Here is a 22,985-nt window from a genome sequence, read left to right as displayed (position 1 = left end):
GCGGGAGGGGAGAAGGGTTTGCCCCTCCCGCAAGCGGGAGGGGAGAGGACAGGCTCGCCAGCGACACGTTGGCGAGCGCGCCGCGCACCGCGCCGTTGACGCCGTTCCAATGCGGCTTGACCCGGCAATCGCCCTCGATCGCGCAGTCGTGCGTGCTCGCCTCGACGCAGGCGGTCAGTGCGATCGGGCCTTCGATCGCCTCGATGATCTCGGTGAGCGTGATCGCCGAGGGCGGCCGCGACAGGCGGAAGCCGCCGCCGGTGCCGCGCGTGCTTTCGATCAGTCCGGCGGCGGAGAGCTTGCTGACCAGCTTCTGCACGGTCGGCAGCGGCAGCCCGTTCTCCTCGGCGAGCACCGTCGCGTTGAGCCGCGCCGCGCCGCCGCAGCGCCGGGCGGCGGCCGACAGCATCACCACGGCATAATCGGTCAGGCTGGAAAGGCGCATTTGCGAGCGGTTCTCAAATCGGACAATATCGATCCGATTGGGCATGTGGCCCCGAACACCGCGCGCGTCAACACCTCAAAAGCCGGTTTGCCGCGCTATTTGGCGGCCGCTTTGGGCACCACGTCCATCGTCCAGTCCGCCTCTGGCCGCAGATATTTGCGCGCGGTCGCCTGCAGGTCCGCCGCCGTCATCGTCGAGACATCATGGTACAGCCGTGCGAGCGCGTCGATCCGTCGCGGGTCGTACGACGCGCCGGTCAGTTGCAGCATCCAGAACTGGTTGCCGGTCGACTGGCGCATGATCGACTGGAGCATCGGCCCGATCGTTCGCTTCAGCTCATCATCGCTGATCGGATTGGCGACGAGATCGGCGGCGATGCTGCGCGACAGGCGGAAGAACAAAGGCACGTTCTCGGGCGTGACCTGCCCGATCGCGACCATCCGTCCGCCGCCGGGAAGGCCGACCGGCCAAGTACTCGACACGTTGGGGCTGTAGCTCGCACCAGCCTGCGAGCGGAGCTGGTCGAACAGCCGGTCGCTGAAGATCGAGGCGAGCACGTCGAGCCGCCGCGAGTCGGTCAGCCCTTCGACGCCACTGCCGGTCGGCCAGGCGATCACCGCCGCCGCCTGATTGTCGGGGCCGTCATGCGTCAGCACCACCGGCGTCGTATTATGCGCAGGGAAACGCACCGGCGGCGTGGGCGCGGGCGTGGCGGGGCGCGGCGGCAGCGCGCCGATCGTCTTGCCGACGGTCGCGATCGCGAGCTCGGCGGGCACGTCGCCGAACACCTGCACCTCGACGGGTCCGGATTTCATCAGCGGCTCCCACAGCGCGCGGAACGATTGCGGCGTCAGCGCCTCGATCTGCGCGCGGCTGGGTGAACCCCAGCGCTGGTCTCCATCGCGAAGCAATCGTTCGAGATCGCGCTGCAGCACCCCGCCCGGCGACGCGCTAAGGCCGGCATAGCCGGCGAGCGCGACGCTCTTCGCGCGCAGAACCGGATTGGGATCCCACCCCGGTGCCGCGAGCTGGGCGGCGAGCAGCCGCATCTGATCGGCGAAATCGGCGGGCGAGGTCTGCGCCGACAGTGAGAAAGCGTCGTCCTCGATATCGAAATCGAGCCCGATTCGCCGTCCGGCGGTCATCTGGTCGAGATCGCCCTGGCGCAGCTTGCCGATGCCCCCCTCGACCAGCGCCATCTCGGCGGCCCAGGCCGGCGTCGTCTTGTCCGCCGGCAGCGCGTTGTAGCCGCCGCCGAAGCGCACCCGCACGTAGATGCGATTGTCCTCGGCGTTGGTCGAATAGACCATCAGCTTCGCGCCGTTCGAATAGGCGACGCTGGTAAGGTCCATGTCCGGCCCGAACCGAAGCACCTTCTCGCGCGAAACGATCGTGGCCGGCTTGCCGCCGGGCGCGGGCAGCTTCGCGAACGACACCGCGCCCTGCACCCGGCTTTTGCCGACGGCGGAGACTTTGGCGGTGAGCGCCGTGGTGAGCTTGGCGGTCGCGCCATCGTCGGGCGCTTGCAGGCTCAGCAGCGCGCGCGTCGCGGTGCCCTGGAACACGCGCTTGGTCGATGCGAGTTCGGCGGCGGGGTTGAACATCTTCTTGGCGACGGCGTCGTGATAGACCTTGAGGATCGTATCGGGCGCGGTCGTCGTCTCGCGGATGTCGAGCGCCTGCACCATGTCGTCGGCTTCCTTCGATCCGGCCTCGGCGCGCGCGGTTTCGACGCTGGTGCGGAAGCTGACCTCCAGATCGGCGAGTTCGCGGTCGATCTCGGCCTGGGTCGGTGCATGTTCTTGCGCGGCGGCGATCACCGAGCGCACGTCGCGAAGCGCCGCTTCCCAATCGTTGCCGACCGGAAGGATCGACACGATCGTCACGTTCGCCGAGCGCGAGGGATCGTCGAGCGCGGCCTGCGCGGCGATATAGCTGCCGCCGGCGCGCGCGCGCGCCTCGAGCCGTCGGTTGATGACCGCGAGCGCGACCTGATCGACCAGCCGCGCCTGATTGAACAGGATCGTGTCGTTGTTGAAATGCCACGGCCGCACCACCGCGAGCGTGATGCGGGTCGGCAGGCTCGGTTCGACGATGGTGGCGGCGGTCGGCTGCTTCGGATCGGGCGTACCGAAATCGGGGTCCGAGGGGGCGGGGCCGATGCCCTGCCAGCCACCGAAATATTTGGCGATGATCGGCTCGATCGTCGCCGGATCGGCATCGCCCGCGATCGAGACCAGCACGCGGCTCGGCCGGTACCAGCGATCGTGGAAGGCGCGCACCGAATCGGCAGTGGCCGCCTCCAGCGTCTTGATGTTGCCGATCGGCGAACGGTCGGCGAGCGGCTGGCCCGCGAACAGCGTCGCGTTGAGCGCATTGAGGAAACGCACCTGCGCGCCCGGCTGCTCGCGCTGTTCGGCGAGCACGGCGGGGCGCTCGGCGTTGAGCGCTTCGGGCGTGATGTTGGGCGCGGAGACCATGCCCGACATGATCTTGAGGCTCTCGTCGATCCCGGCCGGCGTCGCCGAGGGGAGGTCGAGCTTGAACACGGTCTGCGTCGTCGTGGTCTGCGCGTTGGTGTCCGATCCGAACGTCGTGCCCATTCGCTGCCAGATGCGCTTGGCCTCGCCGTCGGGCACGTATTTCGAGCCGCGGAACGACAGATGCTCGATCAGATGCGCGAAGCCGCGCTCGCTGTCCTGTTCGTAAAGTGAACCCGCGTCGATGCGGACGCGCACCGAAATCTGGCCGGGCGGCACGCCGTTCTTGCGCACCGCGTAGCGCAGGCCGTTCTTGAGCGTGCCGAAATGCCACGCCGGATCGGGCGTGATGTCGCTGCCCTTGTAGAGCCATGCGTCGCGACTGGCGATCGCGCTTTCCGGCGCGTCGGCGGGTGCGGACGCCGGCGCGGTCTGCCCCGCGAGCGTTGGCGCGACGCCGGTGAGGAGGCTGGCAATGAGGCCATAGACGATGAGGGGGCGCATCGTGCGCGAGAGCGACAACATGGCGAGACCCTAGCGTCCTTGGCCGGACACCGCCAGCGGCCCCGTTTCCAACACAAAGCGCCGTGAAAACCGGAATGCTCGCCATGTTTCCGACCCACATCGCGATTAGCCATGACGGGGTCGGCCTTCGCCCGCCGACGGTTCCAAGGGGTTCAGGCGGCGCCGTGCGTACCAATACCGAATCGATCATGCGCCCGCACGGGCATCCGCCCGGCGCGGCCATGCCGCGCCATGATGCGGTGGAGTCTCCGCTCCGCGCCGAACGCGGACGTCCGCTCGCGATCCGGATCGGCAAACGGCTGCGCGGGGTTCTCGATCGGCTGATCGCGGCATCCTCGCTGGTGCCCAATGACCCCGTGCTCGACGTGCGCGATTTCGCCTGGACCGCGCCGCTGCGCGAAAACTGGCGCGCGATTCGGGACGAGGCGCTCGGCGTCGCGCTGCAGGGCGACGCCGCGCCGAGCCTCGCGACGATCTCGCCCGATCACCGCGCGATCGCGCGCGTGGGCCAGTGGAAGTCGTTCTTCCTGTCGGGCTATGGCTGCGCGATCGACGAGAATATCGCGCGCTGTCCCGCGACGGCGGCGGCGGTGGCGCGGATACCGGGCATCAACACCGCACTCTTTTCGATCCTCGCACCCGGCACGCACATCCCGGATCACCGCGGTGTCACCAAGGGGCTGCTGACCTGCCACCTCGGGCTGATCGTGCCGCGCGACGGCGATGTGCGGATGCGGATCGGCGACCGCATCGTGCGCTGGGCCGAGGGTGAGACGCTGGTGTTCGACGATACCTACAACCATGAGGTGTGGAACGACACCAGCGGAACGCGCGTCGTGCTGCTGATCCAGTTCGCCCGGCCGCTGCGGCGCCCCGGCAGGATCGTCGCGGATCTCGTGCTGCGGCTGATCCGCCGTTCGGCCTTCGTTCAGGAGACGCGCGACAACATCCTGAGCTGGAACGAAACGATCAAGAAGACGAGCTTCTGATGTGGCCGTGGGGCACCAACCGGAAAGACAAGCTTTCGCAAACGCGCCTTGATCCCGCCATCACGCCACGCCACATGCACCGCATGTTGATCGAAACCGAAGCGACACCCAATCCCGCGACCCTGAAGTTCCTTCCGGGCCGTATCGTGATGGACAGCGGCACGCGTGATTTCGCGACGCCCGAAGAAGCCGAAGCCTCGCCGCTCGCCGATGCGATCTTCGGGCTCGGCGATGTCACCGGCGTCTTTTTCGGCCGGGATTTCATCTCGGTAACCGCGGGGCCGGGGACCGACTGGGCGCAGTTGAAGCCCGATGTCCTGGCGCTGCTGCTCGATCATTTCAGTGCCGGCATGCCGCTGTTCCGGGGTGGCAGCGCCGCCGGGATCTCGGTTCCGGCGGAAGACGACTTCGCGGAAAACCCTGAGGACGCCGATATCGTCGCGCAGATCAAGGATCTGATCGAGACGCGCGTGCGCCCCGCCGTCGCCAATGACGGCGGCGACATCGTCTATCGCGGTTTCGACAAGGGCAAGGTGTTCCTCCAGATGCAGGGCGCCTGTTCGGGCTGTCCGTCGTCCTCGGCGACGCTCAAGAACGGCATCGAGCAACTGTTGCGCTACTACGTGCCCGAAGTCACCGAGGTGCGTGCGGTCTGACGACCGGCGCACCAGAGCCTTTTTTCATCCAGCATCACCGAGGAATCTTCATGGCCGCCAAGCTGTCCGATGACGCTCTGGACACGATCTTCCGGTCCGCGCGCAGCTATAACGGCTATACCGATGCCCCCGTCACCGAAGCCGATCTGCACGCGATCTGGGATTTGATGAAGTTCGGGCCGACCTCGGTGAACATGCTGCCGGCGCGGCTGGTCTGGTGCATGACACCCGAATCGAAGGAGAAGCTCGCCGCGCTGTCGAGCGGCACCAATGCCGGCAAAATCCGCAAGGCGCCGGTCACCGTCATCATCGGCATGGATTCGGATTTTCACGAACATCTGCCGACGCTGTTCCCGCATGCCGATGCCCGTGCCTGGTTCGCGGGCGACGACAAGGCGGCGCTGCGCAGGGAAACCGCGCTCCGCAACTCGTCGCTGCAGGGCGCGTATCTGATCCTCGCCGCGCGCGCTCTCGGCTTCGATACCGGGCCGATGTCGGGCTTCGACAATGCCGCAGTCGACGCGGCGTTCTTCGCCGACACGCCCAACATCACCTCGAACTTCATCGCCACGCTGGGCGTCGGCGATCCCGCCACGGTGTTCGGGCGCTCGCCCCGGCCGCCGTTCGAAACCTTCAATCGGATCGTCTGAGCCGGCTTGCGGACGCTCGTCATCGAAACCGCGACCGCCGCCTGTTCGGTCGCCCTGCTGGAAGATGGCATCGTCGTGGCCGCCGCGCACGAGGTGGTCGGGCGCGGCCATGCCGAGCGGCTCCTGCCGATGATCGCGGCGCTGCCCGATGGCGGACGCGCGGGGCGCATCCTCGTCGATTGCGGCCCCGGCAGTTTCACCGGCGTGCGGGTCGGGATCGCGGCGGCGCGCGCACTGGCGCTCGGCTGGGGTGCCAGTCTCGACGGCTTCTCGTCGTTGCCGCTGCTCGCCGCCGCGGCGTTCGTGCGCAACCCGGGTGAGCACACGCTCGCGACCATCATCGAGGGCGGGCATGGCGAGGTCTTCATGCAGACCTTCGACGCCCCGCTTCGCGCGCGAAGCGAACTGGTTTCGCTTCGCCCCGAAGCCGCGCTCGCCGCGCTCGAGGGCCGCTTCGCGGTCGGCAGCGGGGTGCGGCTGCTCGTTGACGTCGATCCGGGGCGGGGCGATGCCGATGCGCTGCCCCGCGCCGCCGACGCGCCGTTGCTGCCCGCCGCCTTCACTACGCTCGCCGCCGTCCCGCTATACGGCCGCGCGCCCGACGCGAAGCCGATCGCGGCATGAGCACGATGCTGACCCGGATCGATCTGCGCGCCGGTGCCGCCGCCGATCTCGGCACTGTCGATTCGATCATGCAGGCGGCGTTCGATCCCCGCTTCGGCGAAGCTTGGACCCGTAACCAATGCCTCGGCATCCTTTCGATGCCCGGCGTCTGGCTGACGATCGCGTCGATCGACGACGAACCCGCCGGTTTCGCCCTGTCCCGAATCATCGTCGACGAGGTCGAACTGTTGCTGCTCGCGACGGTGCCCGGCTTGCGGCGGCGCGGCGTCGGATCGGCGTTGTTGCGCTCGGTCGTCGCCGAAAGTGTCGGTCGCGGCGCGAAAAGTCTGCATCTTGAAGTACGTGACGGTAATGCCGCGATCCGGCTGTATGCCGGTTCGGGCTTCGAGAAGGTCGGCGAACGCCGCCGTTACTATCGCGGTTCTGATGGCCAGGCCTTTGATGCTTTTACATTTCGTCTCGAATTAGCCTGAAACGGCCGATACGTGACGAAATTGTTGCTTGCGCTGACGGCCTTTAGCGCGAATAGAAAAAATCACGGCCGCGATAACAGTGGCTCAGACAAGGGTCGAAAGGTCATCAATGGATACGCAGTTGGAACTTCAGGAAACGCTTGTAACCCTCACGGCGGATATTGTCGCCGCCCACGTCAGCAACAATAGCGTCGCGGTCTCGGATCTTCCGGTTCTCATCGCCAATGTTCATGGCGCGTTGTCCGGTCTCGGTGGACCGGCGCCGGCCCCCGAAGTAAAGCAGGAGCCTGCGGTTTCGGTGCGCTCTTCGATCAAGCCCGACTATGTCGTCTGCCTTGAGGACGGTAAGAAGCTCAAGATGCTCAAGCGGCATCTGATGACGCATTATCAGATGACCCCCGAGCAATATCGCGCCAAGTGGAATCTTCCCGCCGACTATCCGATGGTCGCACCGAGCTACGCCGAACAGCGCCGCTCGCTCGCCAAGAAGATCGGTCTGGGCACCAAGCGCCGCAAGACCGCGACGCGCTGATCCGAACGGGCGGCGGCCGGCCTGTGCCGGCGCCGCCCTTTTCGCGTGCGGGAAGAATCCGACGCGCCCCCTTTATCCGTGGCCGCGAAGCGCTTAGAACGCGGGCATGCCCCGCAAAATCGACATCGAAGCCCTGTGCAACGAAAAGGGCCTTCGCATCACCGAACAGCGGCGCGTCATCGCCCGCGTTCTTTCGGAAGCCGACGACCATCCCGACGTGGAGCGCGTCTATGAGCGCGCGTCGGCGATCGACCCCGGCATCTCGATCGCCACCGTCTATCGCACCGTGCGGCTGTTCGAGGAGGCGGGCATTCTCGACCGGCACGATTTCGGTGACGGCCGCTCGCGCTACGAGCCCGCGCCCGAGGCGCATCACGACCATCTGATCGACGTGGAGACCGGCAAGGTGCTCGAATTCGTCGATCCCGAACTCGAACAGTTGCAGAAGGCGATCGCCGAGCGGCTCGGCTTCCGCCTCGTCGATCACCGCATGGAATTGTACGGCGTCGCGATCGACCGCAAGGCCTGAGGTCACCCCTGCTGAGCCGGGAGCGCCTCGCCGCCGCCGCCGGGCGGCCCGTCCCGCTGAACATGGCCGGCAAGGTCCGGTTGTGGCGACGCATCTTGATGCTGATCGCTCTCGCGCTGGTGATGGTGCCGCTGCACTATCTCTGGCGGCTGCTGCGGCTGTCTTCGCCGTGGCCCCGCATTTTCCTCGCCGGGGCGGGGCGGGTGAGCGGCGCGCGTGTTCGCGTTGCCGGCGTGCCGCTCAAGCGCGACGTGTTCTACATCTCGAATCACGTCAGTTGGATCGACATCCCGGCGATCGCCGGGGCGAGCGGCACGGCCTTCGTCGCCAAGGCCGAGATCCGCGACGCGCCGGTGGTGGGGTGGCTCGCGTCACTCAACCGCACCGTCTTCGTCGAGCGCGAGAACCGGCTCGGCGTGGCGGGGCAGATCAACGCGCTGCGTGAGACGCTTGCCGAGAATTGGTCGGTGACGGTCTTTCCCGAAGGCACCACCGAGGACGGCCGCTCGTTGCTGCCGTTCAAGACCTCGATGCTCAAGGTGCTCGAACCGCCCCCGCCGGGCGTGATGGTCCAGCCGGTAGTGATCGATTACGGCGATGTCGGCGTGGAGATCGGCTGGCTCGGCGACGAAAGCGGCAAGGACAATGCCGCGCGCGTGCTGGCCCGGCGCGGCAGCTTCCCGGTCGTGGTGCATTTCCTCGAACCCTTCCATCCGCGCGACTTCCGCGGCCGCAAGGGGATCGCGGCGGAGAGCCGGCGGCGGATCGAGGCGGCGTTGGCGGACCTGCTCGGCCATCCCGTCCCGGTTTTCGCGGGCCACGACGCCTGGGCGCGGATGGCCGATCAAGCCCCCGTGCTGCCATGATTTGTGCGTAGGCGCCGCGACGAGTATGAAGCGCCCATCATGAAATCCCCTCCCAAGACCTTTCACGTCAAGTCGTTCGGCTGCCAGATGAACGTCTATGACGGTGATCGCATGGCCGAGATCATGGCCGAACAGGGCCTCACCGCGACCGACGACGCCAATGCCGCCGATCTCGTCGTGCTCAACACCTGCCATATCCGCGAGAAGGCGACCGAGAAGGTGTATTCGGACATCGGCCGGATTCGCAAGGAAGCCCGCAGCAAACATGGCACCGATCCGGTGATCGCGGTCGCCGGTTGCGTCGCGCAGGCGGAAGGCGCGGAGATCGTGCGGCGCGCGAAGGTCGATGTGGTGGTCGGCCCGCAGGCGTACCACAACCTGCCCGACCTGGTCGCGCGCGCCGCGCGCGGCGAGTCCGCGCTCGATACCGACATGCCCGTCGATCTCAAGTTCGGCCACCTGCCGCCGCGCCGTCGCGTTAGCCCGAGCGCGTTTCTGACGGTGCAGGAAGGCTGCGACAAATTCTGCACCTATTGCGTCGTGCCCTATACGCGTGGCGCCGAGGTCTCGCGCGGCTGGGTGCAGGTGGTCGACGAGGCGAAGGCGCTGGTCGATGCGGGCGCGAAAGAGATCACGTTGCTCGGCCAGAACGTCAATGCGTGGGAAGATGACGGACGCGGTCTGCACGATCTGATCGCCGCGCTCGCCGACATCGCCGGATTGCACCGTATCCGGTACACCACCAGCCATCCCAACGACATGGCGCAAGGCTTGATCGAGGCGCACCGCGACATCGCGAAGCTGATGCCGTTCCTCCACCTGCCGGTGCAATCGGGCAGCGACCGCATTCTCAAGGCGATGAACCGCAGCCATACCCGCGATTCCTATCTGCGTCTGCTCGACCGGGTCCGCGCGGTGCGCCCCGACATCGCGCTGTCGGGCGATTTCATCGTCGGCTTCCCCGGCGAGACCGAGGCGGATTTCGCAGACACGCTGAGCCTGGTCGATGCGGTCGGCCATGCGCAGGCGTTCAGCTTCAAATATTCGCCGCGCCCCGGTACGCCAGCCGCCGGCATGGCCGATCAGGTCGCGTCCGAGGTGATGGACGAGCGGCTCCAGCGCCTGCAAGCCGCTCTCAACCGCGATCAGGCCGCGTTCAACGCCGCCAGTGTCGGCCGCCGCTGCACCATCCTGCTGGAACGCATGGGCAAGCTGCCCGGCCAGTTCATCGGTAAAAGCCCGTGGTTGCAATCGGTTCACGTCGTCGGCAAGGCCGCGATCGGCGATCTCGTCGACGTCACGATCGTCGCCGCCGGCCCCAATTCGGTAACAGGCGTAATGATAGAACAGGGTGAGGGTGCGGATGAAGCCTTCCAGCGTGCAAAGCTCGATGTCGCCGCATAGCGACAGCCAGATGTTCCTCGCCGAGGACGCGCGCGCCGGCTGGCGGCGCACGCCGTTCGGCCTCTGGTTCTATGCCGGGCTGGGCGCGCTGCGGATCATCCTGTCGGGGCTGTCGATCGTGCTGATCCGCCGCTGATGCTCGCGTTCGCGCTGTGGAGCGTGGGCGCGCTGATCGCGGCGGCCTATTGCATCGTGCGGGGCATCGGCGATCTGCGGCGCAAGAAGTATATGGCCGGTGTGATCGGATTGGGCAGCGCCGCGATTTTCCTGCTGACGCCGATCCAGACGCATGCCGTGAACATCGATTTGTCGGCGGCGGCCGGGCGGTAACGGCGCCATTCTCGCTGACAGAGATCAGCCGCGCGCTTTCCCACTGTGCGATCCGCGCGCGATCTGCCAAACTCCCCGGCGGATGCAGCCCAGCCGCCCCTTCCGCCGCCAGCCCCCAAGCGCCCCGCGCACCGGCTGCTGGCGTCGGCGCGCTCTCCCCCTCCTGAGTGAAGGAACCGCATGAGTCGAAAGCCCGTCCCCGCCCAAGCCGGCGAGCGCAGCCGCGCCGAAGTCGTGTTCGACCGCCCGCAATTGATGGCGCAACTGTTCGGAGAGTTCGACCAGAATCTGTTGCTGCTCGAAAGCCGGCTCGGCGTGTACATCACCGCGCGCGGCAACAAGGTCGGGCTGGAGGGTACCGCCGAGGCGGTCGCGTCGGCGCGCGATGTTCTGAACGCGCTCTACAACCGCATCATGCGCGGCGAAGTCGTCGATGCCGGACTGGTCGAGGCGGTGATCGCGATGTCGGCGGAACCGACGCTCAGCGGCATCATCCGCGCCGAGGATCGCGGCGGCCCGCCGCAGATCATGATCCGCACGCGCAAGAAGACGATCGTGCCGCGCACCGTCGCGCAGGCGCATTACATGCGCGAGCTGCTCGACCACGATATCATCTTCGCGCTCGGGCCGGCCGGTACCGGCAAGACCTATATCGCGGTGGCGCAGGCGGTGGCGCAGCTCATCACCGGCAGCGTCCAGCGGCTGATCCTGTCGCGCCCCGCGGTCGAGGCGGGCGAGAAGCTCGGCTTCCTGCCCGGCGACATGAAGGAGAAGGTCGATCCGTACCTGCGTCCGCTCTACGACGCGCTCAACGACTGCCTGCCCGCCGAGCAGGTCGAGCGGCGTATCGCCAGCGGCGAGATCGAGATCGCGCCGATCGCGTTCATGCGCGGGCGCACGCTGGCGGATGCGTTCATCATCCTCGACGAGGCGCAGAACACCACACCGGCACAGATGAAGATGTTCCTCACACGCTTCGGCGAGAACAGCCGCATGGTGGTGTGCGGCGATCCCAAGCAGACCGATCTGCCCGGCGGCATGGCCGCGAGCGGGCTCAACGATGCGGTCAGGCGGCTGGAGGGCGTCGAGGGGCTATCGATCTGCCGCTTCGGCGCCAGCGACGTGGTGCGGCATCCGATCGTCGGCCGAATCGTCGAGGCCTATGAGGGCGTGGATGCTTGAAAGTAGGATATCCCGAATTATATCCGGGATATCCTGCGGAGGTTGAGATGGCGTCGCTCTATATCAAGGATGCGAAAACCGCCGCGTTGGTGACACGGCTCGCGAAACGATCCGGCATGACCAAAACCGCGCTGGTTCACGCTCTGGCAACCGCCCGCGAAGCGGAACTCGATCGTGAAATATCGCGACCATCGGTTCGGGACGTTCTCGAACAGATATGGGCCGAACATCCCGGGTTGCTGGAAAGCACCGGTCTTGAGGCCGACAAGGCCTTCTACGACAGCCTCAACGATGAGGACGAGGATTGAAGCTCTTTGTCGATGCCTCGGCGCTTGTCGCGATCATGACGCAGGAACAGGGTTACGAAACGTTGATGGACACGCTCGATCGGTATGAGGACAGATTGTATTGTGCGACCGGAACGTGGGAAGCGGTCAGGGCGATCTCAAGGATCCGCATGATCGACATCGTCGAAGCGAGCGACGCGCTTCGTGGGTGGCTCGAAAATCTTGGTTTCCAACCCGCGGTGATCGGTGACGCCGAGGAGCGATTCGCGGTCGAAGCACATCGTCTTTACGGCAAGGGCACCGGCCACCCGGCCCAACTCAACATGGGCGATTGCTTCGCTTATGCCTGCGCCAAGACGAACGGTGCCCGCCTGCTCTACAAGGGAGACGACTTCTCCCATACGGATCTTGCCTGATGCTTGAAATCGCCCTCTCCACCGAAGACGTGTGGCCAAGCCACGATTGGGACGCGCTCGCGCTCCGCGCCGCGACCGCCGCGATCGAGCGGACGCCCAATGGCGAAATCCTCACCACCGCGGCCATCTTCGAAGTGTCCGTCCGCCTCGCCGACGATGCCGAGGTCCGGCACCTCAATGCGCAATATCGCCAGAAGGACAAGCCGACCAATGTGCTGTCCTTCCCGATGGTGCAGCCCGATCTGCTCGAAACGGTCGGGCAGAACAGCGACGACGGCGAGGTGCTGCTCGGCGATATCGTGCTCGCTTACGGTGTCTGCGCGGCGGAAGCCGAGGAGCGCGGGATCCCGCTCGCCGATCACGCGACGCATTTGATCGTGCATGGCACGCTGCATCTGCTAGGATACGACCATATGGTCGAGGATGAGGCCGAGGCGATGGAGGCGATCGAGACCGATGCGCTGGCCTCACTGGGTCTCGCCGACCCATATTTGATACGAGAGGACTGAAACGACCGCCATGTCCGACGGCCCCAGTACCGGTACGAGCCATAGTACCATCAGCACCGGCGCGCAGGCCGGCGACCCCGCCCAGCATGACGGCGGCATCTGGAAGAATCTCAAGGCGTTGATCTTCGGCGATGCGGGCGACGACTCGCTCCGCACGCAGATCGAAGAGGTGATCGACGCGCACGAGGGCGATCCCGCCCCCGACGCCACCGGCGATCTTTCTCCGCTCGAGCGGCAGATGGTGCGCAACCTGCTCCACTTCGGTGAACGCGACGCCGGTGATATCGGCGTTCCCCGCGCCGACATCGTCGCGGTCGAGGAACGCACCAGCTTCGCCGATCTGGTCAAGCTGTTCGCGGAAGCGGGGCATAGCCGCATCCCGGTCTACAAGGAAAAGCTCGATACGATCACGGGCATGGTCCACATCAAGGACGTGTTCAACATCCTCGCGACCGGTGCGCCGCATCCTGAAACGATCACCGGGCTGCTGCGCGAGCCGCTCTACGTGCCGATGTCGCGCGGCGCGCTCGATCTGCTCGCCGACATGCGGACCAAGCGCGTCCATCTCGCCGTCGTGCTCGACGAATATTTCGGCACCGAGGGTCTCGTCACGATCGAGGATCTGATCGAGGAGATCGTCGGCGACATCGAGGACGAGCATGACGAGGCGCCCGCCGCGCTCCTGGTGCCGATCGACGGCGGCGGCTGGGAGGCCGACGCGCGCGCCGAACTGGAGGATGTCGGCGAAGTGATCGATCCGCGCCTCGCCGAAGTCGATGGCGATATCGATACGATCGGCGGGCTCGCGGCGGTGCTGGCCGGGCATGTGCCCGAGGTCGGCGCCTGCATCGCGCATCCGAGCGGCTGGACGATCGAAATCACCGAGGCCGACACCCGCCGTGTCGAGCGGCTTCGCCTGCACCCCCCGCGCCCCGAGCTCGCGGACGCCTGAGCCGGCGGGCGACGCCTAGACGCGCCCGATCCGGGTCACATGCCCCATCTTGCGCCCCGGCCGCACCTCCTTGCCGTACAGGTGGAGGTGCGCGTCGGGTTCGGCGAGAATCTCGGCCCAGCCGTTCGCCTCGGCGCCGATCAGATTGTCCATCATCACGCTCGGTGCGGTGAGGCCGGTATCGCCCAGCGGCAGGCCGCAGATCGCGCGGATGTGGTTCTCGAACTGCGACGTCACCGCGCCCTCGATCGACCAATGCCCAGAATTGTGGACGCGCGGGGCCATCTCGTTGAAAACCGGGCCGTCGGCACCGGCGAAAAACTCGCACGCGAGCACGCCGACATAGCCGAGCCGGTCGGCCACGCGCCCCGCCAGTGCAGCGGCCTCGCCCCATTGCGCGGCGATTTCGGCGGGCGCGGGCAACGAGGATCGGGCGAGGATGCCATGCCGATGCTCGTTCCATGGCGGCGGATAGCTGACCATCGCGCCGTCCGCGCGCCGCGCCAGGATGATCGAGAATTCGTGGCTGAACGGCACGAAGCCTTCGAGGATCGCCGGCCGGCCGCCGATCGCGGCCCAGGCCGCTTCCGCTTCGTCGGCGCGATGGAGCCGGACCTGACCCTTGCCGTCATAGCCGAGTCGCAGCGTCTTCAGGATCGCCGGCGTGCCGATCGCGGCGACGGCGGCGTACAGGTCGTCGAGGCTTTCGACCTTCGCCCACGGCGCGGTGCGGCCGCCCAGTTCTCCGACGAAGCTCTTCTCCTCGGCACGGTCCTGCGCGACGCCGAGCGCCGCGGGGGCGGGGTGGACCGGCACTTTGGCCGCCAGATACACGATCGGATCGAGCGCGATGTTCTCGAACTCATAGGTGACGACGTCGGTGATCGCGGCGAACTCGTCGAGCACGATGCGGCTGTGATAATCGGCACGGGTGAAGCTCGACGCGGTCTGCGCGGCGACGCTCTCCGCGTCGGGCGCGAGCACATGGGTGCGATAGCCGAGCTGCGCCGCAGCCGCGGCGAGCATTCGCCCGAGCTGCCCGCCGCCGAGGATGCCGATGGTCGAGCCGGGGGGGAGGGGAGTCATGCGCGCACCACTTCAGCGTTCCTATGCTTCAACATCCGTTCGTTCCGAGCGACGTCGAGGAACCGGCATGTGCCCCCTTCGGCTTCGCTCGGAACGAACGGACCTTGCCGAAAATCACGCCGGATCGGTCGCTACGCCGTCGGTCTGCGCGGCGCGCCATGCCTGGAGCCGCGCCGACAAGGCTGCGTCGCCAAGCGCGAGGATCGCGGCCGCGAGCAGCGCCGCGTTCTTGGCACCGGCCTTGCCGATCGCGAGCGTGCCGACCGGTATGCCCGCCGGCATCTGGACGATCGAATAGAGGCTGTCGAGGCCGCTCAGCGCCTTGGATTGCACCGGCACGCCGAGCACGGGCAAATGCGTCATCGCGGCGGTCATGCCCGGCAGATGGGCGGCGCCGCCGGCGCCGGCGATGATGACCTTGAGGCCGCGGTCCGCCGCGCCGGCCGCATAATCGTAGAGGCGCTGCGGCGTGCGGTGGGCCGACACCACCTTGGTCTCATGCGCGACGCCGAGTTCGCGCAGCAGATCGGCGGCGTGGTGCATCGTCTCCCAATCGGAGGTGCTGCCCATGATGATGCCGACCTGCGGTTCCATCCCGTGCCCCTAGCGAGGCGAGACGGGCAGGGCAACGCCGAACGAACCGGTCGCCGACACTTCGATGCCTCAGAGCAGGTCGCGATATTCCGGGTGCCGCTCGATATAGGCGGCCACGAACGGGCATTGCGGAATGACCTTGAGCTTGCGGTCGCGTGCCGAATCGAGCGCGGCGCGGATCAGCCGCGATCCGACTCCGCGCCCTTCGATCGCTTCGGGCACGATCGTGTGTGTGAAGACGATCGTGTCATCCTCCATCTGATAGGCGGCCACGGCACGGTGGCCGTCGACGACGATTTCGAACTCATGTTCGGAGCGGTTGTCGGTAACGTCAGGCATGAGGCCGTGTCGCATAAACCGCCCGCATTCGGAAGGGCGGCATCAGGCCGCGACATGCCCCGCCTCGATCCGCGCGCGTGCCGACAGGAACGGCCCGCGCGGATCGCGCGGCGGCGCGAAATGCCCGAAGCCCACGGGCGCGGGCATATCGACATAGATGCCTTCCATCCCGCCGCGCATCCGATACGCCTCGTGCCAGAAGCCGGCCCCGCCGCTGTCGCGCAGGAACTCGCGCCACCAGGTGGCGTGCGGCTCGCTGCGCGTGAAGCGTTCGAGGCTCTCGTAATCGCGCCAATATTGGCGAATGCCGACATGCGTCAGCGAGTAGAAGCATTGCTCGTCGTGGAGCAGCCCGTCCGGCCTGTGCTGCCGGATGGCCGATAGGCCGCGCCCGATCCGTAAGATCGACAGCACGCCGCGCCAGCGGCGCACGCGGAAGCCGAGCATCACCACGACGAGATCGGGCAGGGCGGACAGATCGATCGATTCACGCTTCACCGGATTTTGCATGGCGACGGCTCCAATGTATATGCCGTACACATAGCTCGCAAAGTGTACGATGTAAACATGGCTGCCACCTATCATCATGGCGATCTGCGCGCGTCGCTCGTTTCATCCGCTTTGAGCTTGCTCGAAGCCGGCGACGCCCCGCCCAGTCTGCGTGAGGTGGCGCGTGCCGCCGGCGTTTCCGCAATGGCGCCGTACCGGCATTTCGCGGATCGCGCCGCCCTGCTCGCAGCCGTCGCCGACGAAGGTTTCGCGGCGTTGCGCGCGCGATTGCTGGCGGCCGATGATGTGGCGGATTCGCGCGCCGCCCTGGTCGCGCAAGGCCGCGCCTATGTCGATTTCGCGTTGTCGCACCCGGCATTGTTCCGGCTGATGTTCTCGCGCGAGAAGGTCCGTGGCGTGCCCGAGGGAGAGACGGCCTACACCGTGCTCGCCAACCGCGTCGCGCGGATCGCGCCCGATCGCGCCGAGGTGGCGACGCTCGCCGCCTGGGGGCTGGTCCACGGCCTCGCCACGTTGTTGCTCGACGCCAACGGCGGCACGCTGCACCGCGCCGCGGTGGAGGCGACGCTGGACTTGCTGGCCGATGGCATGATGTCACGGGACGCGTGATCGCTTGTACCGACCTGGCGTTACGCGTAACGTCACGCCATGAACGTCGAACGCCCCCTGACCGGTGCCGAACGCGCCCGACGATGGCGCGAATCGATGCGCGCCAAGGGCCTGCGTCCCAAGGTGTTCTGGGTGCCCGACACCTCCTCGCCCGAGTTCATCGCGCGCGCCAAGCGCGACACGGAGGCGTTGAATCGATGGTATGCTGACAATCCGGACGAAGTCGCCGACGTGATGGCGATGCACGATTGGCCCCAGGACGACCCGGCCTGAGATGGAAGACGAGATTCTGCGCGGCGACGTCGTGATTGCCGCCACCGGGAGCGGCTTCGGCGGGAAGCCGCGGCCCTTCATTGCGGTCCAGTCTGATCGTTACCCAACCGACCGCGTGATCCTGGTCGGCTGCACCTCGGTGATTGACGCGCAGTCCCCGTTCCGTCCGGTGTTGCTGCCGCTCCCGACCAACGGGCTCGAACTGCGCTGCCAAGTGATGATCGATATCCCGGTGTCCAGCTATCGAAGCAAGATCAGCCGGAGGATTGGTCGTTTGAACGCGAGTGAACTGGCGGAGATCGACAGCGCGCTGCTGATCGTGTTGGGGTTCGCCGACGTATGATCGATCCGCTCCCCATCCTTCAATCCACCTTCGGTTTCCCCGGGTTCCGCGGCGTGCAGGAACAGGTGGTGACGCGCGTGCTGCGCGGCGCCAACACGCTCGCGGTGATGCCGACCGGCGCGGGAAAGTCGCTGTGCTACCAGCTTCCCGCCGTCGCGATCGAGGGCACGTGCGTCGTCGTCTCTCCGCTGATCGCGCTGATGCACGACCAGCTCCGCGCGGCAACCGCGATCGGTATCCGCGCCGCGACGCTCACCTCGGTCGATACCGACCAGATGGAGACGATCGCGCGCTTCCGGCGCGGCGAGCTCGACCTGCTGTATGTCGCGCCCGAACGCGCCTCGAACGAGTCGTTCCGCAATCTGCTCGGACAGGCACCGCTCGCCTTGTTCGCGATCGACGAGGCGCATTGCGTCTCGGAATGGGGGCATGATTTCCGCCCCGACTACCGGCTGCTGCGAACGATGCTCGACGCGTTCCCGCACGTGCCCCGGCTCGCGCTCACCGCGACCGCCGACGCGCATACCCGCGCCGACATCCTCGAACAGCTCGGCATTCCGCACGACGGCATGATCGTGGCGGGGTTCGACCGGCCTAACATCCAGTACCGCATCAGCCCCAAGGACAATATCACCCGTCAGATCGCCGATATCGTCGCCGAGCAGCCGGGGCCGGGCATCGTCTACGCGCAGACTCGCAAGAGCGTCGAGCAACTCGCCGAGCGACTCGCGTCGACCGGGCGGAAGGTGCGGCCCTATCACGCCGGGCTCGATCCCGCGGTGCGCGCGCGCAACCAGGCCGATTTCGTCGCGAGCGAGGATATGGTGATCGTCGCGACGGTCGCGTTCGGCATGGGCATCGACAAGCCCGACGTGCGCTTCGTCGCGCATGCCGGGCTGCCCAAGTCGATCGAGGGCTATTATCAGGAGACCGGTCGTGCCGGGCGCGACGGTGACCCCTCGATCGCGCATCTGTTCTGGGGTGCCGAGGATTTCGCCAAGGCGCGGCAGCGCATCGGTGAGGTCGAGCCGCACCGCCAGGCGGGCGAACGTGCGCGGCTCACCGCGCTCGGCGCGCTGGTCGAGACGCCGACCTGCCGTCGCCAGATCCTGCTGCGCCATTTCGGCGACCCGGCTCCCGACAATTGCGGCAATTGCGACAACTGCCTCAACCCGCCCGGCGCGATCGATGCGACGGAGGTGGCGAGGAAATTCCTCTCCGCCGTGTTTCGCACGGGCCAGAGCTTTGGCGTCGGCTATATCGAAAGCATCCTGACCGGCCAGTCGACCGAGCGCAGCCTGATGAACGGGCATGAGGCGCTCGGCGTGTTCGGCATCGCCTCGAGTCCAGAGGAGGCGGCGCTCATCAAGCCGGTGTCGCGTGCGCTGCTGCTGCGCGACGCGCTGCGCACCAACGATTTCGGCGGGCTCGAATTCGGCCCCGAGGCGCGCGGCATCCTCAAAGGCGAGACCAAGGTCTCGCTGCTCGTCCAGCCCAAGCGTGAACGCCGCCGACGCGGCGCGGCGGCGGAGAACCCGGCCGGCGATCCGTTGTTCGAGGCGCTGCGCGCGAAGCGGCGTGAGCTCGCGCAGGCCGCGCAGGTGCCGCCTTATGTGATCTTCCACGATTCGGTGCTGCGCGAGATGGCGGCGCTCAGGCCCACCAGTCGCGCCGCGCTCGCGCACATCACCGGCATCGGCGCGCGCAAGCTGGAGACCTATGGCGACGCCTTTCTCGAGGTGTTACGCGGGTGAACGAGAGGAAAGGTTAGCCGCATGATACGTAAGATGGACGACTCGGTTTCGGTCGCTCCGCAGATCGCTCCCGAAGATGTGGCGGATATCGCCGCCGCCGGCTTCGTCGCGATCGTCAACAACCGTCCCGACGGCGAGGATCCCGGCCAGCCCGAGGGCGCGGCGGTGCGCGCCGCCGCCGAGGCGGCCGGACTCGCCTATACCGAGATTCCCGTGACGCAGGCCGGCTTCTCGCACCCGCAGATCGATGCGATGGTGCAGGCGCTGGAAGAGGCCGGCGGGCCGGTGCTGGCGTTCTGCCGTTCGGGTACGCGCTCGTGCAATCTGTGGGCGCTCGCGCAGGCCAAACAGGGGCGTGACCCCGACGTCCTGATCGCCAAGGGTCGCGAGGCGGGCTATGATCTCAACGGTCTCCGCCCGCTGCTAGAGGCGCTGTCGGGCAAGGCGTGAAAGGGGCCTGATGGATTTCCTGCTCGGCCTGCGCTGGTATCAGATCGCCCTCGCGCTGGCCGCGCTGGTCGCGCTCGCCTGGTACGCGCGCAAGCTCCGCCGCGAGGAGGCTAGGCTCAACGACGTGGAGAAGGCACGGAGCATGGCCGAGGAGCGGCTCGCCGGCTTCATCGCCCGCGCCGCGCTCGTTAGCGGCGACGGCGCCGCGGCGATCGTCGCGGGCAACGGCACGATCGCGGTGTTGCGGCATCGCGGCGTGCGCGTCGAGGCCCGCCGGCTGCTCGCCCCGCTCGCGCTCAGCACCTCGGTCGAAGGCGTGCGGATCGAGACGGGCGAGAGCGTGCTCGGCAATGTCACTCTGTTCGGCGTCCTCGAAGCCGATGTCCGCCGGATCGAGGGCATCGCGCAGGCCGGCAACGTCGTCGATCTCCGCCAATTCCGCCCGCATTGAGCGGTCGCCAACCGCGTTAACAATACTGAACGGTAGTTGCACGGTCAGTTCAGAACCGTTTCAGTCGCGAGTCGCTAGAACGTCTCCATCACATGCAAGGAGACGTACGATGATGAAGCAGAAGTTCGCCGCAGCCGCCCTCGCCGCCGCTGCGATCATGCCGATGACCGTGGCGGCACCCGCGCAGGCGCAACGTTATGGATATTACGATCGGACGCAATATCAGCGCAGCTATGACGATGGCCGCTATTATCGCGATCACCGTGGCGATCAGCGCCGCTATTACCAGGATTGCCGCCGTTCCAGCGGCACCACGGGCCTGATCGCCGGCGGCGCGGGCGGTGCGGTGCTCGGCTCGGTGCTCGGTGGCGGCACGCTCGGCACCGTGCTGGGTGCGGTCGGTGGCGGCCTGCTCGGCAAGAGCCTCGACCAGAAGCACGATCGCGCGCAGAACTATCGTAACGGCTGCTGATCCTGACGCGGGTGGCCGGTCGCCGACCGGCCACGCCGTCGCCTGATTACTTGCGCCTGCCGATTTGCAGCGCGCCCACGCAGCTCGCGCGGTCGATCGGGCTGCCGTCGGTCTGGCGGGCATCGACGTAAGTGACCACCGGCTCGCCTCTGCCCTTGGGGTAGAGATAAGCGTCGAGCACGCAGGTCGCATTGCCATATTGCAGCTTGCGCGCGTCGCCTTCGCGCACGTCGGCGGCCGGCGCGCCGAACATCGCGGTCAGCGCGGCGCCGGTCTGGCCGATCACCCGCCCCAGCGTAGCACCGCCGCCGCCCGGCACCGGTGCGAACGTCGCCGGGCGCGCGGCGGGCACGACCCCGCCGGAGCAGCCGCCGAGCGCCGCCGCCGCGAGCAGGGTCGTCGTGATTCTGGGGGGAAATCGTGTCATGCTTTCTTTCCGTGGAACAAATGCGTCGCCATCGCCGCGCCGAGCACCGGCGCCGCGAGGTTGAGGATCGGAACCATGAACAGCCCGGTCCCGGCAACCCCCAGCGTGAACCGCTCGAGCCGTGTGGACGCGCGCCAGCCACGCATCGCCGCAGCGGGCAGGTGCCGCGCCGCGACCATCTCGGCGAGGTCGCGCCCGAGCAGCCAACCGTTGACGACGAGGAACAGCGCGAGCGTGCCGACGCCGGTGACCAGCAGCACGATATAGAGCGGCAGAACGACGATATTGAGAATGATCGCGCGCGCCGCCGAGGCGAGCCCCATCACCGCCGCGCGGCCCACGCCGACATGCCGCGCCTCGGCGAGCGCTTGGGGGTAATGTTTGCGCTCGACGGCGACGACGATCTCCTCGACGAATACCATCATCACGCCGATCGCGATCGCGCGGAACAACAGCCAGCCCGCCGCGAACACCGCGAGCAAGGCGGCGAACCCGGCGAGTGCCGACAGCCAGCCGTCCGCCCCTTGCGTCGCGGCGAGGTCTTGCGCCCACAACCAGGCGCCACCGCCGAGCACCGCGAACAGCGCGAAGGTGAGGGCGAGCGATTTGGCGAACACGATCAGAAAGGCACGGTCGCCGAACTGGCCGATCGAAAGGAAGAAGGCGCGGATCATCCGCCCGTCGTGCGGGCGGATCGCGCCCGCGTCAACGCGGTTGCGCGGGCGAACGCGGCGCCCTAGGCGGCAGGTTTAGCCAATTCCCCGGAGAATCCCTTGAGCGCCCCAACTTACGACGTAGTCGCGATCGGCAACGCCATCGTCGACGTGCTTTCCCAGGCCACCGACAGCTTCATCGTCGAGGCCGGCATGAACAAGGGTTCGATGGCGCTCGTGTTCTCGCCCGAGGAGGCCGATGCACTTTACGCCAAGATGGGGCCGGGGATCGAGGCGAGCGGCGGATCGGCGGCGAACACCGTCGCCGGCATCGCCGCGCTCGGCGGCAAGTGCGGCTTCATCGGCCAGGTCGCCGACGACGAGCTTGGCCAGATCTTCGCGCACGACATCCGCTCGGTCGGGATCGATTTCACCACCGCGACCCGCGCGGGCGAGCCGACCACCGCACGCTGCCTGATCTTCGTCACGCCCGATGGCCAGCGCACGATGAACACCTTCCTCGGCGCGTCGCAATTCCTGCCCGAGACCGCGCTCGACCGCGAGATGATCGCCGCTGGCGCGATCCTGTATCTGGAAGGCTATCTGTGGGATCCCGAGGAGCCGCGCGCCGCGATGCGCGCCGCGATCGAGATCGCGCGCAAGGCGGGCCGCAAGGTCGCCTTCACCTTGTCCGACACGTTCTGCATCGGCCGCCACGGCGCCGATTTCCGCGACCTGATGGCGAAGGATCTGCTCGACATCATGTTCGCCAACGAGGCCGAACTGCTCGCGCTGATGCAGACCGACGATTTCGACGCGGCGGTCGCGGCGGCGGCGGCGCAGGTGCCGATGCTGGTGGTCACGCGCGGCGCGCACGGCGCGATCGCGGTCTCGGGCGGCCAGACCGTCGGCGTCGCCGCCGAGCCGGTCGCGCGCGTCGTCGACACCACCGGCGCGGGCGACCTGTTCGCGGCGGGCTTCCTCCACGGCCAGGCACAGGGTCTGAGCGTCGCCGAATCGCTTCGCCTCGGCGCGATCTGCGCGGCGGAGATCATCTCGCACTACGGCGCGCGCGCGCAGGTCGATCTCAAGGCGCTGATGGCGGAAAAGCTAGCGAGATAAGCCGCTACGCCTACACCACCCCCGCCCCCTTGCGTCACCCCAGCGCACGCTGG

At 67.3% G+C, this 22,985-nt stretch carries 31 protein-coding genes and 1 pseudogene; 24 read left to right on the top strand and 8 right to left on the bottom strand.

Annotated elements, in window-relative coordinates; all coding sequences use genetic code 11:
- Positions 1 to 46: 46 nt before the first annotated feature.
- Both PX554_RS02495 and PX554_RS02490 read right to left on the bottom strand, forming a co-directional pair.
- A pseudogene (locus PX554_RS02495) lies at positions 47 to 445 on the bottom strand (SUF system Fe-S cluster assembly regulator); the annotation flags it as partial.
- A 95-nt stretch (positions 446 to 540) separates the two neighbouring features.
- On the bottom strand, positions 541 to 3,450 hold the full coding sequence (locus PX554_RS02490; protein ID WP_275498649.1) for a M16 family metallopeptidase: 2,910 nt from the start codon (positions 3,448 to 3,450) through the stop codon (positions 541 to 543).
- A gap of 164 nt (positions 3,451 to 3,614) precedes the next feature.
- On the opposite strand from PX554_RS02490, the gene PX554_RS02485 reads away from it, so the two are divergent.
- The 16 genes from PX554_RS02485 to PX554_RS02410 all read left to right on the top strand — a co-directional run bounded on the left by PX554_RS02485 (position 3,615) and on the right by PX554_RS02410 (position 13,849).
- Positions 3,615 to 4,439: an aspartyl/asparaginyl beta-hydroxylase domain-containing protein gene (locus PX554_RS02485; RefSeq protein WP_275498647.1), complete on the top strand. Its 825-nt coding sequence runs from the start codon at positions 3,615 to 3,617 to the stop codon at positions 4,437 to 4,439.
- 83 nt (positions 4,440 to 4,522) lie between these two features.
- Positions 4,523 to 5,095: a NifU family protein gene (locus tag PX554_RS02480; protein ID WP_093223787.1), complete on the top strand. Its 573-nt coding sequence runs from the start codon at positions 4,523 to 4,525 to the stop codon at positions 5,093 to 5,095.
- A 50-nt stretch (positions 5,096 to 5,145) separates the two neighbouring features.
- Positions 5,146 to 5,745 carry a malonic semialdehyde reductase gene (locus PX554_RS02475; protein WP_093223601.1) on the top strand — a complete coding sequence of 200 codons (600 nt, stop codon included), beginning with the start codon at positions 5,146 to 5,148 and terminating at the stop codon, positions 5,743 to 5,745.
- Between the two features lie 6 nt (positions 5,746 to 5,751).
- Positions 5,752 to 6,369, top strand: coding sequence for a tRNA (adenosine(37)-N6)-threonylcarbamoyltransferase complex dimerization subunit type 1 TsaB (tsaB, locus tag PX554_RS02470; protein ID WP_275498643.1), 618 nt, complete (start codon positions 5,752 to 5,754; stop codon positions 6,367 to 6,369).
- Positions 6,366 to 6,842: a GNAT family N-acetyltransferase gene (locus PX554_RS02465; RefSeq protein ID WP_275498640.1), complete on the top strand. Its 477-nt coding sequence runs from the start codon at positions 6,366 to 6,368 to the stop codon at positions 6,840 to 6,842. Before tsaB ends, PX554_RS02465 begins: the two co-directional genes overlap by 4 nt.
- Positions 6,843 to 6,951: 109 nt before the next feature.
- Positions 6,952 to 7,374: a Ros/MucR family transcriptional regulator gene (locus PX554_RS02460; protein WP_275498639.1), complete on the top strand. Its 423-nt coding sequence runs from the start codon at positions 6,952 to 6,954 to the stop codon at positions 7,372 to 7,374.
- A 106-nt stretch (positions 7,375 to 7,480) separates the two neighbouring features.
- Positions 7,481 to 7,903, top strand: a complete 423-nt coding sequence (locus tag PX554_RS02455; RefSeq protein ID WP_093223607.1) for a Fur family transcriptional regulator — start codon at positions 7,481 to 7,483, stop codon at positions 7,901 to 7,903.
- Between the two features lie 98 nt (positions 7,904 to 8,001).
- Positions 8,002 to 8,769, top strand: coding sequence for a lysophospholipid acyltransferase family protein (locus PX554_RS02450; RefSeq protein WP_371128273.1), 768 nt, complete (start codon positions 8,002 to 8,004; stop codon positions 8,767 to 8,769).
- A gap of 39 nt (positions 8,770 to 8,808) precedes the next feature.
- Entirely contained in the window at positions 8,809 to 10,173 is a 1,365-nt protein-coding gene (gene miaB / locus PX554_RS02445; RefSeq protein WP_093223610.1) for a tRNA (N6-isopentenyl adenosine(37)-C2)-methylthiotransferase MiaB, read from the top strand.
- The gene (locus PX554_RS02440; RefSeq protein WP_176787120.1) at positions 10,160 to 10,309 is read left to right on the top strand and encodes a hypothetical protein; all 150 of its coding nucleotides are present in this window, start codon (positions 10,160 to 10,162) and stop codon (positions 10,307 to 10,309) included. The genes miaB and PX554_RS02440 overlap by 14 nt, the downstream gene beginning before the upstream one ends.
- Complete coding sequence (locus PX554_RS02435) at positions 10,309 to 10,503, top strand: hypothetical protein (RefSeq protein WP_093223612.1); 195 nt, start codon at positions 10,309 to 10,311, stop codon at positions 10,501 to 10,503. Before PX554_RS02440 ends, PX554_RS02435 begins: the two co-directional genes overlap by 1 nt.
- 180 nt (positions 10,504 to 10,683) lie before the next feature.
- Positions 10,684 to 11,685: a PhoH family protein gene (locus PX554_RS02430; protein WP_093223613.1), complete on the top strand. Its 1,002-nt coding sequence runs from the start codon at positions 10,684 to 10,686 to the stop codon at positions 11,683 to 11,685.
- Positions 11,686 to 11,732: 47 nt separating this feature from the next.
- Positions 11,733 to 11,993: a type II toxin-antitoxin system VapB family antitoxin gene (locus PX554_RS02425; RefSeq protein ID WP_093223615.1), complete on the top strand. Its 261-nt coding sequence runs from the start codon at positions 11,733 to 11,735 to the stop codon at positions 11,991 to 11,993.
- On the top strand, positions 11,990 to 12,388 hold the full coding sequence (locus PX554_RS02420; protein WP_093223617.1) for a type II toxin-antitoxin system VapC family toxin: 399 nt from the start codon (positions 11,990 to 11,992) through the stop codon (positions 12,386 to 12,388). The genes PX554_RS02425 and PX554_RS02420 overlap by 4 nt, the downstream gene beginning before the upstream one ends.
- Entirely contained in the window at positions 12,388 to 12,897 is a 510-nt protein-coding gene (gene ybeY / locus PX554_RS02415; RefSeq protein WP_093223618.1) for an rRNA maturation RNase YbeY, read from the top strand. Before PX554_RS02420 ends, ybeY begins: the two co-directional genes overlap by 1 nt.
- 10 nt (positions 12,898 to 12,907) lie before the next feature.
- Positions 12,908 to 13,849, top strand: coding sequence for a hemolysin family protein (locus PX554_RS02410; RefSeq protein ID WP_093223620.1), 942 nt, complete (start codon positions 12,908 to 12,910; stop codon positions 13,847 to 13,849).
- Between the two features lie 15 nt (positions 13,850 to 13,864).
- Here the strand turns inward: PX554_RS02410 and PX554_RS02405 are convergent, their stop codons facing one another.
- The 4 genes from PX554_RS02405 to PX554_RS02390 form a co-directional block, all read right to left on the bottom strand.
- Positions 13,865 to 14,935, bottom strand: coding sequence for a 5-(carboxyamino)imidazole ribonucleotide synthase (locus PX554_RS02405; RefSeq protein WP_275498633.1), 1,071 nt, complete (start codon positions 14,933 to 14,935; stop codon positions 13,865 to 13,867).
- A gap of 114 nt (positions 14,936 to 15,049) precedes the next feature.
- Positions 15,050 to 15,529: a 5-(carboxyamino)imidazole ribonucleotide mutase gene (gene purE / locus PX554_RS02400; RefSeq protein WP_275498631.1), complete on the bottom strand. Its 480-nt coding sequence runs from the start codon at positions 15,527 to 15,529 to the stop codon at positions 15,050 to 15,052.
- Between the two features lie 69 nt (positions 15,530 to 15,598).
- On the bottom strand, positions 15,599 to 15,868 hold the full coding sequence (locus tag PX554_RS02395) for a GNAT family N-acetyltransferase (RefSeq protein ID WP_275498629.1): 270 nt from the start codon (positions 15,866 to 15,868) through the stop codon (positions 15,599 to 15,601).
- 42 nt (positions 15,869 to 15,910) lie between these two features.
- Positions 15,911 to 16,378, bottom strand: coding sequence for a monooxygenase family protein (locus tag PX554_RS02390; protein WP_275498628.1), 468 nt, complete (start codon positions 16,376 to 16,378; stop codon positions 15,911 to 15,913).
- A 57-nt stretch (positions 16,379 to 16,435) separates the two neighbouring features.
- Here PX554_RS02390 and PX554_RS02385 point away from each other — a divergent pair, with 57 nt between their 5' ends.
- The 7 genes from PX554_RS02385 (at position 16,436) to PX554_RS02355 (ending at position 20,730) form a co-directional block, all read left to right on the top strand.
- The gene (locus PX554_RS02385) at positions 16,436 to 16,987 is read left to right on the top strand and encodes a TetR/AcrR family transcriptional regulator (protein ID WP_275498626.1); all 552 of its coding nucleotides are present in this window, start codon (positions 16,436 to 16,438) and stop codon (positions 16,985 to 16,987) included.
- 39 nt (positions 16,988 to 17,026) lie between these two features.
- Positions 17,027 to 17,260 (top strand): antitoxin MazE-like protein, encoded by a 234-nt coding sequence (locus PX554_RS02380; protein ID WP_093223628.1) that lies wholly within the window; start codon positions 17,027 to 17,029, stop codon positions 17,258 to 17,260.
- A gap of 1 nt (position 17,261) precedes the next feature.
- Positions 17,262 to 17,603, top strand: a complete 342-nt coding sequence (locus PX554_RS02375) for a type II toxin-antitoxin system PemK/MazF family toxin (RefSeq protein WP_275498623.1) — start codon at positions 17,262 to 17,264, stop codon at positions 17,601 to 17,603.
- The gene (gene recQ, locus PX554_RS02370; RefSeq protein WP_275498621.1) at positions 17,600 to 19,357 is read left to right on the top strand and encodes a DNA helicase RecQ; all 1,758 of its coding nucleotides are present in this window, start codon (positions 17,600 to 17,602) and stop codon (positions 19,355 to 19,357) included. The genes PX554_RS02375 and recQ overlap by 4 nt, the downstream gene beginning before the upstream one ends.
- A gap of 21 nt (positions 19,358 to 19,378) precedes the next feature.
- On the top strand, positions 19,379 to 19,807 hold the full coding sequence (locus PX554_RS02365; protein WP_275498619.1) for a TIGR01244 family sulfur transferase: 429 nt from the start codon (positions 19,379 to 19,381) through the stop codon (positions 19,805 to 19,807).
- Between the two features lie 10 nt (positions 19,808 to 19,817).
- Positions 19,818 to 20,258 carry a hypothetical protein gene (locus PX554_RS02360; protein WP_275498617.1) on the top strand — a complete coding sequence of 147 codons (441 nt, stop codon included), beginning with the start codon at positions 19,818 to 19,820 and terminating at the stop codon, positions 20,256 to 20,258.
- A 109-nt stretch (positions 20,259 to 20,367) separates the two neighbouring features.
- Positions 20,368 to 20,730 (top strand): hypothetical protein, encoded by a 363-nt coding sequence (locus tag PX554_RS02355; protein ID WP_338061557.1) that lies wholly within the window; start codon positions 20,368 to 20,370, stop codon positions 20,728 to 20,730.
- 46 nt (positions 20,731 to 20,776) lie between these two features.
- On the opposite strand, the gene PX554_RS02350 is transcribed toward PX554_RS02355, so the two are convergent.
- Both PX554_RS02350 and PX554_RS02345 read right to left on the bottom strand, forming a co-directional pair.
- Positions 20,777 to 21,157 carry a hypothetical protein gene (locus PX554_RS02350; RefSeq protein ID WP_093223637.1) on the bottom strand — a complete coding sequence of 127 codons (381 nt, stop codon included), beginning with the start codon at positions 21,155 to 21,157 and terminating at the stop codon, positions 20,777 to 20,779.
- Positions 21,154 to 21,831 carry an EI24 domain-containing protein gene (locus PX554_RS02345; RefSeq protein ID WP_093223638.1) on the bottom strand — a complete coding sequence of 226 codons (678 nt, stop codon included), beginning with the start codon at positions 21,829 to 21,831 and terminating at the stop codon, positions 21,154 to 21,156. Before PX554_RS02345 ends, PX554_RS02350 begins: the two co-directional genes overlap by 4 nt.
- Before the next feature lie 99 nt (positions 21,832 to 21,930).
- Here PX554_RS02345 and PX554_RS02340 point away from each other — a divergent pair, with 99 nt between their 5' ends.
- Positions 21,931 to 22,932, top strand: a complete 1,002-nt coding sequence (locus PX554_RS02340) for an adenosine kinase (protein WP_275498614.1) — start codon at positions 21,931 to 21,933, stop codon at positions 22,930 to 22,932.
- Positions 22,933 to 22,985: the final 53 nt, after the last annotated feature.

Source organism: Sphingomonas pollutisoli, from assembly GCF_029167165.1.
Lineage (GTDB): Bacteria > Pseudomonadota > Alphaproteobacteria > Sphingomonadales > Sphingomonadaceae > Sphingomonas > Sphingomonas pollutisoli.
The sequence above is the reverse complement of the archived record's forward strand: the minus strand, read 5'-3'. Positions and strand labels throughout refer to the sequence as shown.

Coding starts and splice junctions, on each gene's coding strand:
- PX554_RS02435 (WP_093223612.1), top strand. CDS start 10,309: ATGCTCGCGTTCGCGCTGTGGAGCGTGGGCGCGCTGATCGCGGCGGCC.
- PX554_RS02380 (WP_093223628.1), top strand. CDS start 17,027: ATGAACGTCGAACGCCCCCTGACCGGTGCCGAACGCGCCCGACGATGG.
- PX554_RS02455 (WP_093223607.1), top strand. CDS start 7,481: ATGCCCCGCAAAATCGACATCGAAGCCCTGTGCAACGAAAAGGGCCTT.
- PX554_RS02460 (WP_275498639.1), top strand. CDS start 6,952: ATGGATACGCAGTTGGAACTTCAGGAAACGCTTGTAACCCTCACGGCG.
- PX554_RS02450 (WP_371128273.1), top strand. CDS start 8,002: ATGCTGATCGCTCTCGCGCTGGTGATGGTGCCGCTGCACTATCTCTGG.
- PX554_RS02465 (WP_275498640.1), top strand. CDS start 6,366: ATGAGCACGATGCTGACCCGGATCGATCTGCGCGCCGGTGCCGCCGCC.
- PX554_RS02480 (WP_093223787.1), top strand. CDS start 4,523: ATGTTGATCGAAACCGAAGCGACACCCAATCCCGCGACCCTGAAGTTC.
- PX554_RS02355 (WP_338061557.1), top strand. CDS start 20,368: ATGATGAAGCAGAAGTTCGCCGCAGCCGCCCTCGCCGCCGCTGCGATC.
- PX554_RS02345 (WP_093223638.1), bottom strand. CDS start 21,831: ATGATCCGCGCCTTCTTCCTTTCGATCGGCCAGTTCGGCGACCGTGCC.
- miaB (WP_093223610.1), top strand. CDS start 8,809: ATGAAATCCCCTCCCAAGACCTTTCACGTCAAGTCGTTCGGCTGCCAG.
- PX554_RS02490 (WP_275498649.1), bottom strand. CDS start 3,450: ATGTTGTCGCTCTCGCGCACGATGCGCCCCCTCATCGTCTATGGCCTC.
- PX554_RS02395 (WP_275498629.1), bottom strand. CDS start 15,868: ATGCCTGACGTTACCGACAACCGCTCCGAACATGAGTTCGAAATCGTC.
- ybeY (WP_093223618.1), top strand. CDS start 12,388: ATGCTTGAAATCGCCCTCTCCACCGAAGACGTGTGGCCAAGCCACGAT.
- PX554_RS02350 (WP_093223637.1), bottom strand. CDS start 21,157: ATGACACGATTTCCCCCCAGAATCACGACGACCCTGCTCGCGGCGGCG.
- PX554_RS02440 (WP_176787120.1), top strand. CDS start 10,160: ATGTCGCCGCATAGCGACAGCCAGATGTTCCTCGCCGAGGACGCGCGC.
- PX554_RS02365 (WP_275498619.1), top strand. CDS start 19,379: ATGATACGTAAGATGGACGACTCGGTTTCGGTCGCTCCGCAGATCGCT.
- PX554_RS02385 (WP_275498626.1), top strand. CDS start 16,436: ATGGCTGCCACCTATCATCATGGCGATCTGCGCGCGTCGCTCGTTTCA.
- PX554_RS02360 (WP_275498617.1), top strand. CDS start 19,818: ATGGATTTCCTGCTCGGCCTGCGCTGGTATCAGATCGCCCTCGCGCTG.
- PX554_RS02375 (WP_275498623.1), top strand. CDS start 17,262: ATGGAAGACGAGATTCTGCGCGGCGACGTCGTGATTGCCGCCACCGGG.
- PX554_RS02410 (WP_093223620.1), top strand. CDS start 12,908: ATGTCCGACGGCCCCAGTACCGGTACGAGCCATAGTACCATCAGCACC.
- purE (WP_275498631.1), bottom strand. CDS start 15,529: ATGGAACCGCAGGTCGGCATCATCATGGGCAGCACCTCCGATTGGGAG.
- PX554_RS02390 (WP_275498628.1), bottom strand. CDS start 16,378: ATGCAAAATCCGGTGAAGCGTGAATCGATCGATCTGTCCGCCCTGCCC.
- PX554_RS02430 (WP_093223613.1), top strand. CDS start 10,684: ATGAGTCGAAAGCCCGTCCCCGCCCAAGCCGGCGAGCGCAGCCGCGCC.
- recQ (WP_275498621.1), top strand. CDS start 17,600: ATGATCGATCCGCTCCCCATCCTTCAATCCACCTTCGGTTTCCCCGGG.
- PX554_RS02425 (WP_093223615.1), top strand. CDS start 11,733: ATGGCGTCGCTCTATATCAAGGATGCGAAAACCGCCGCGTTGGTGACA.
- PX554_RS02475 (WP_093223601.1), top strand. CDS start 5,146: ATGGCCGCCAAGCTGTCCGATGACGCTCTGGACACGATCTTCCGGTCC.
- PX554_RS02405 (WP_275498633.1), bottom strand. CDS start 14,935: ATGACTCCCCTCCCCCCCGGCTCGACCATCGGCATCCTCGGCGGCGGG.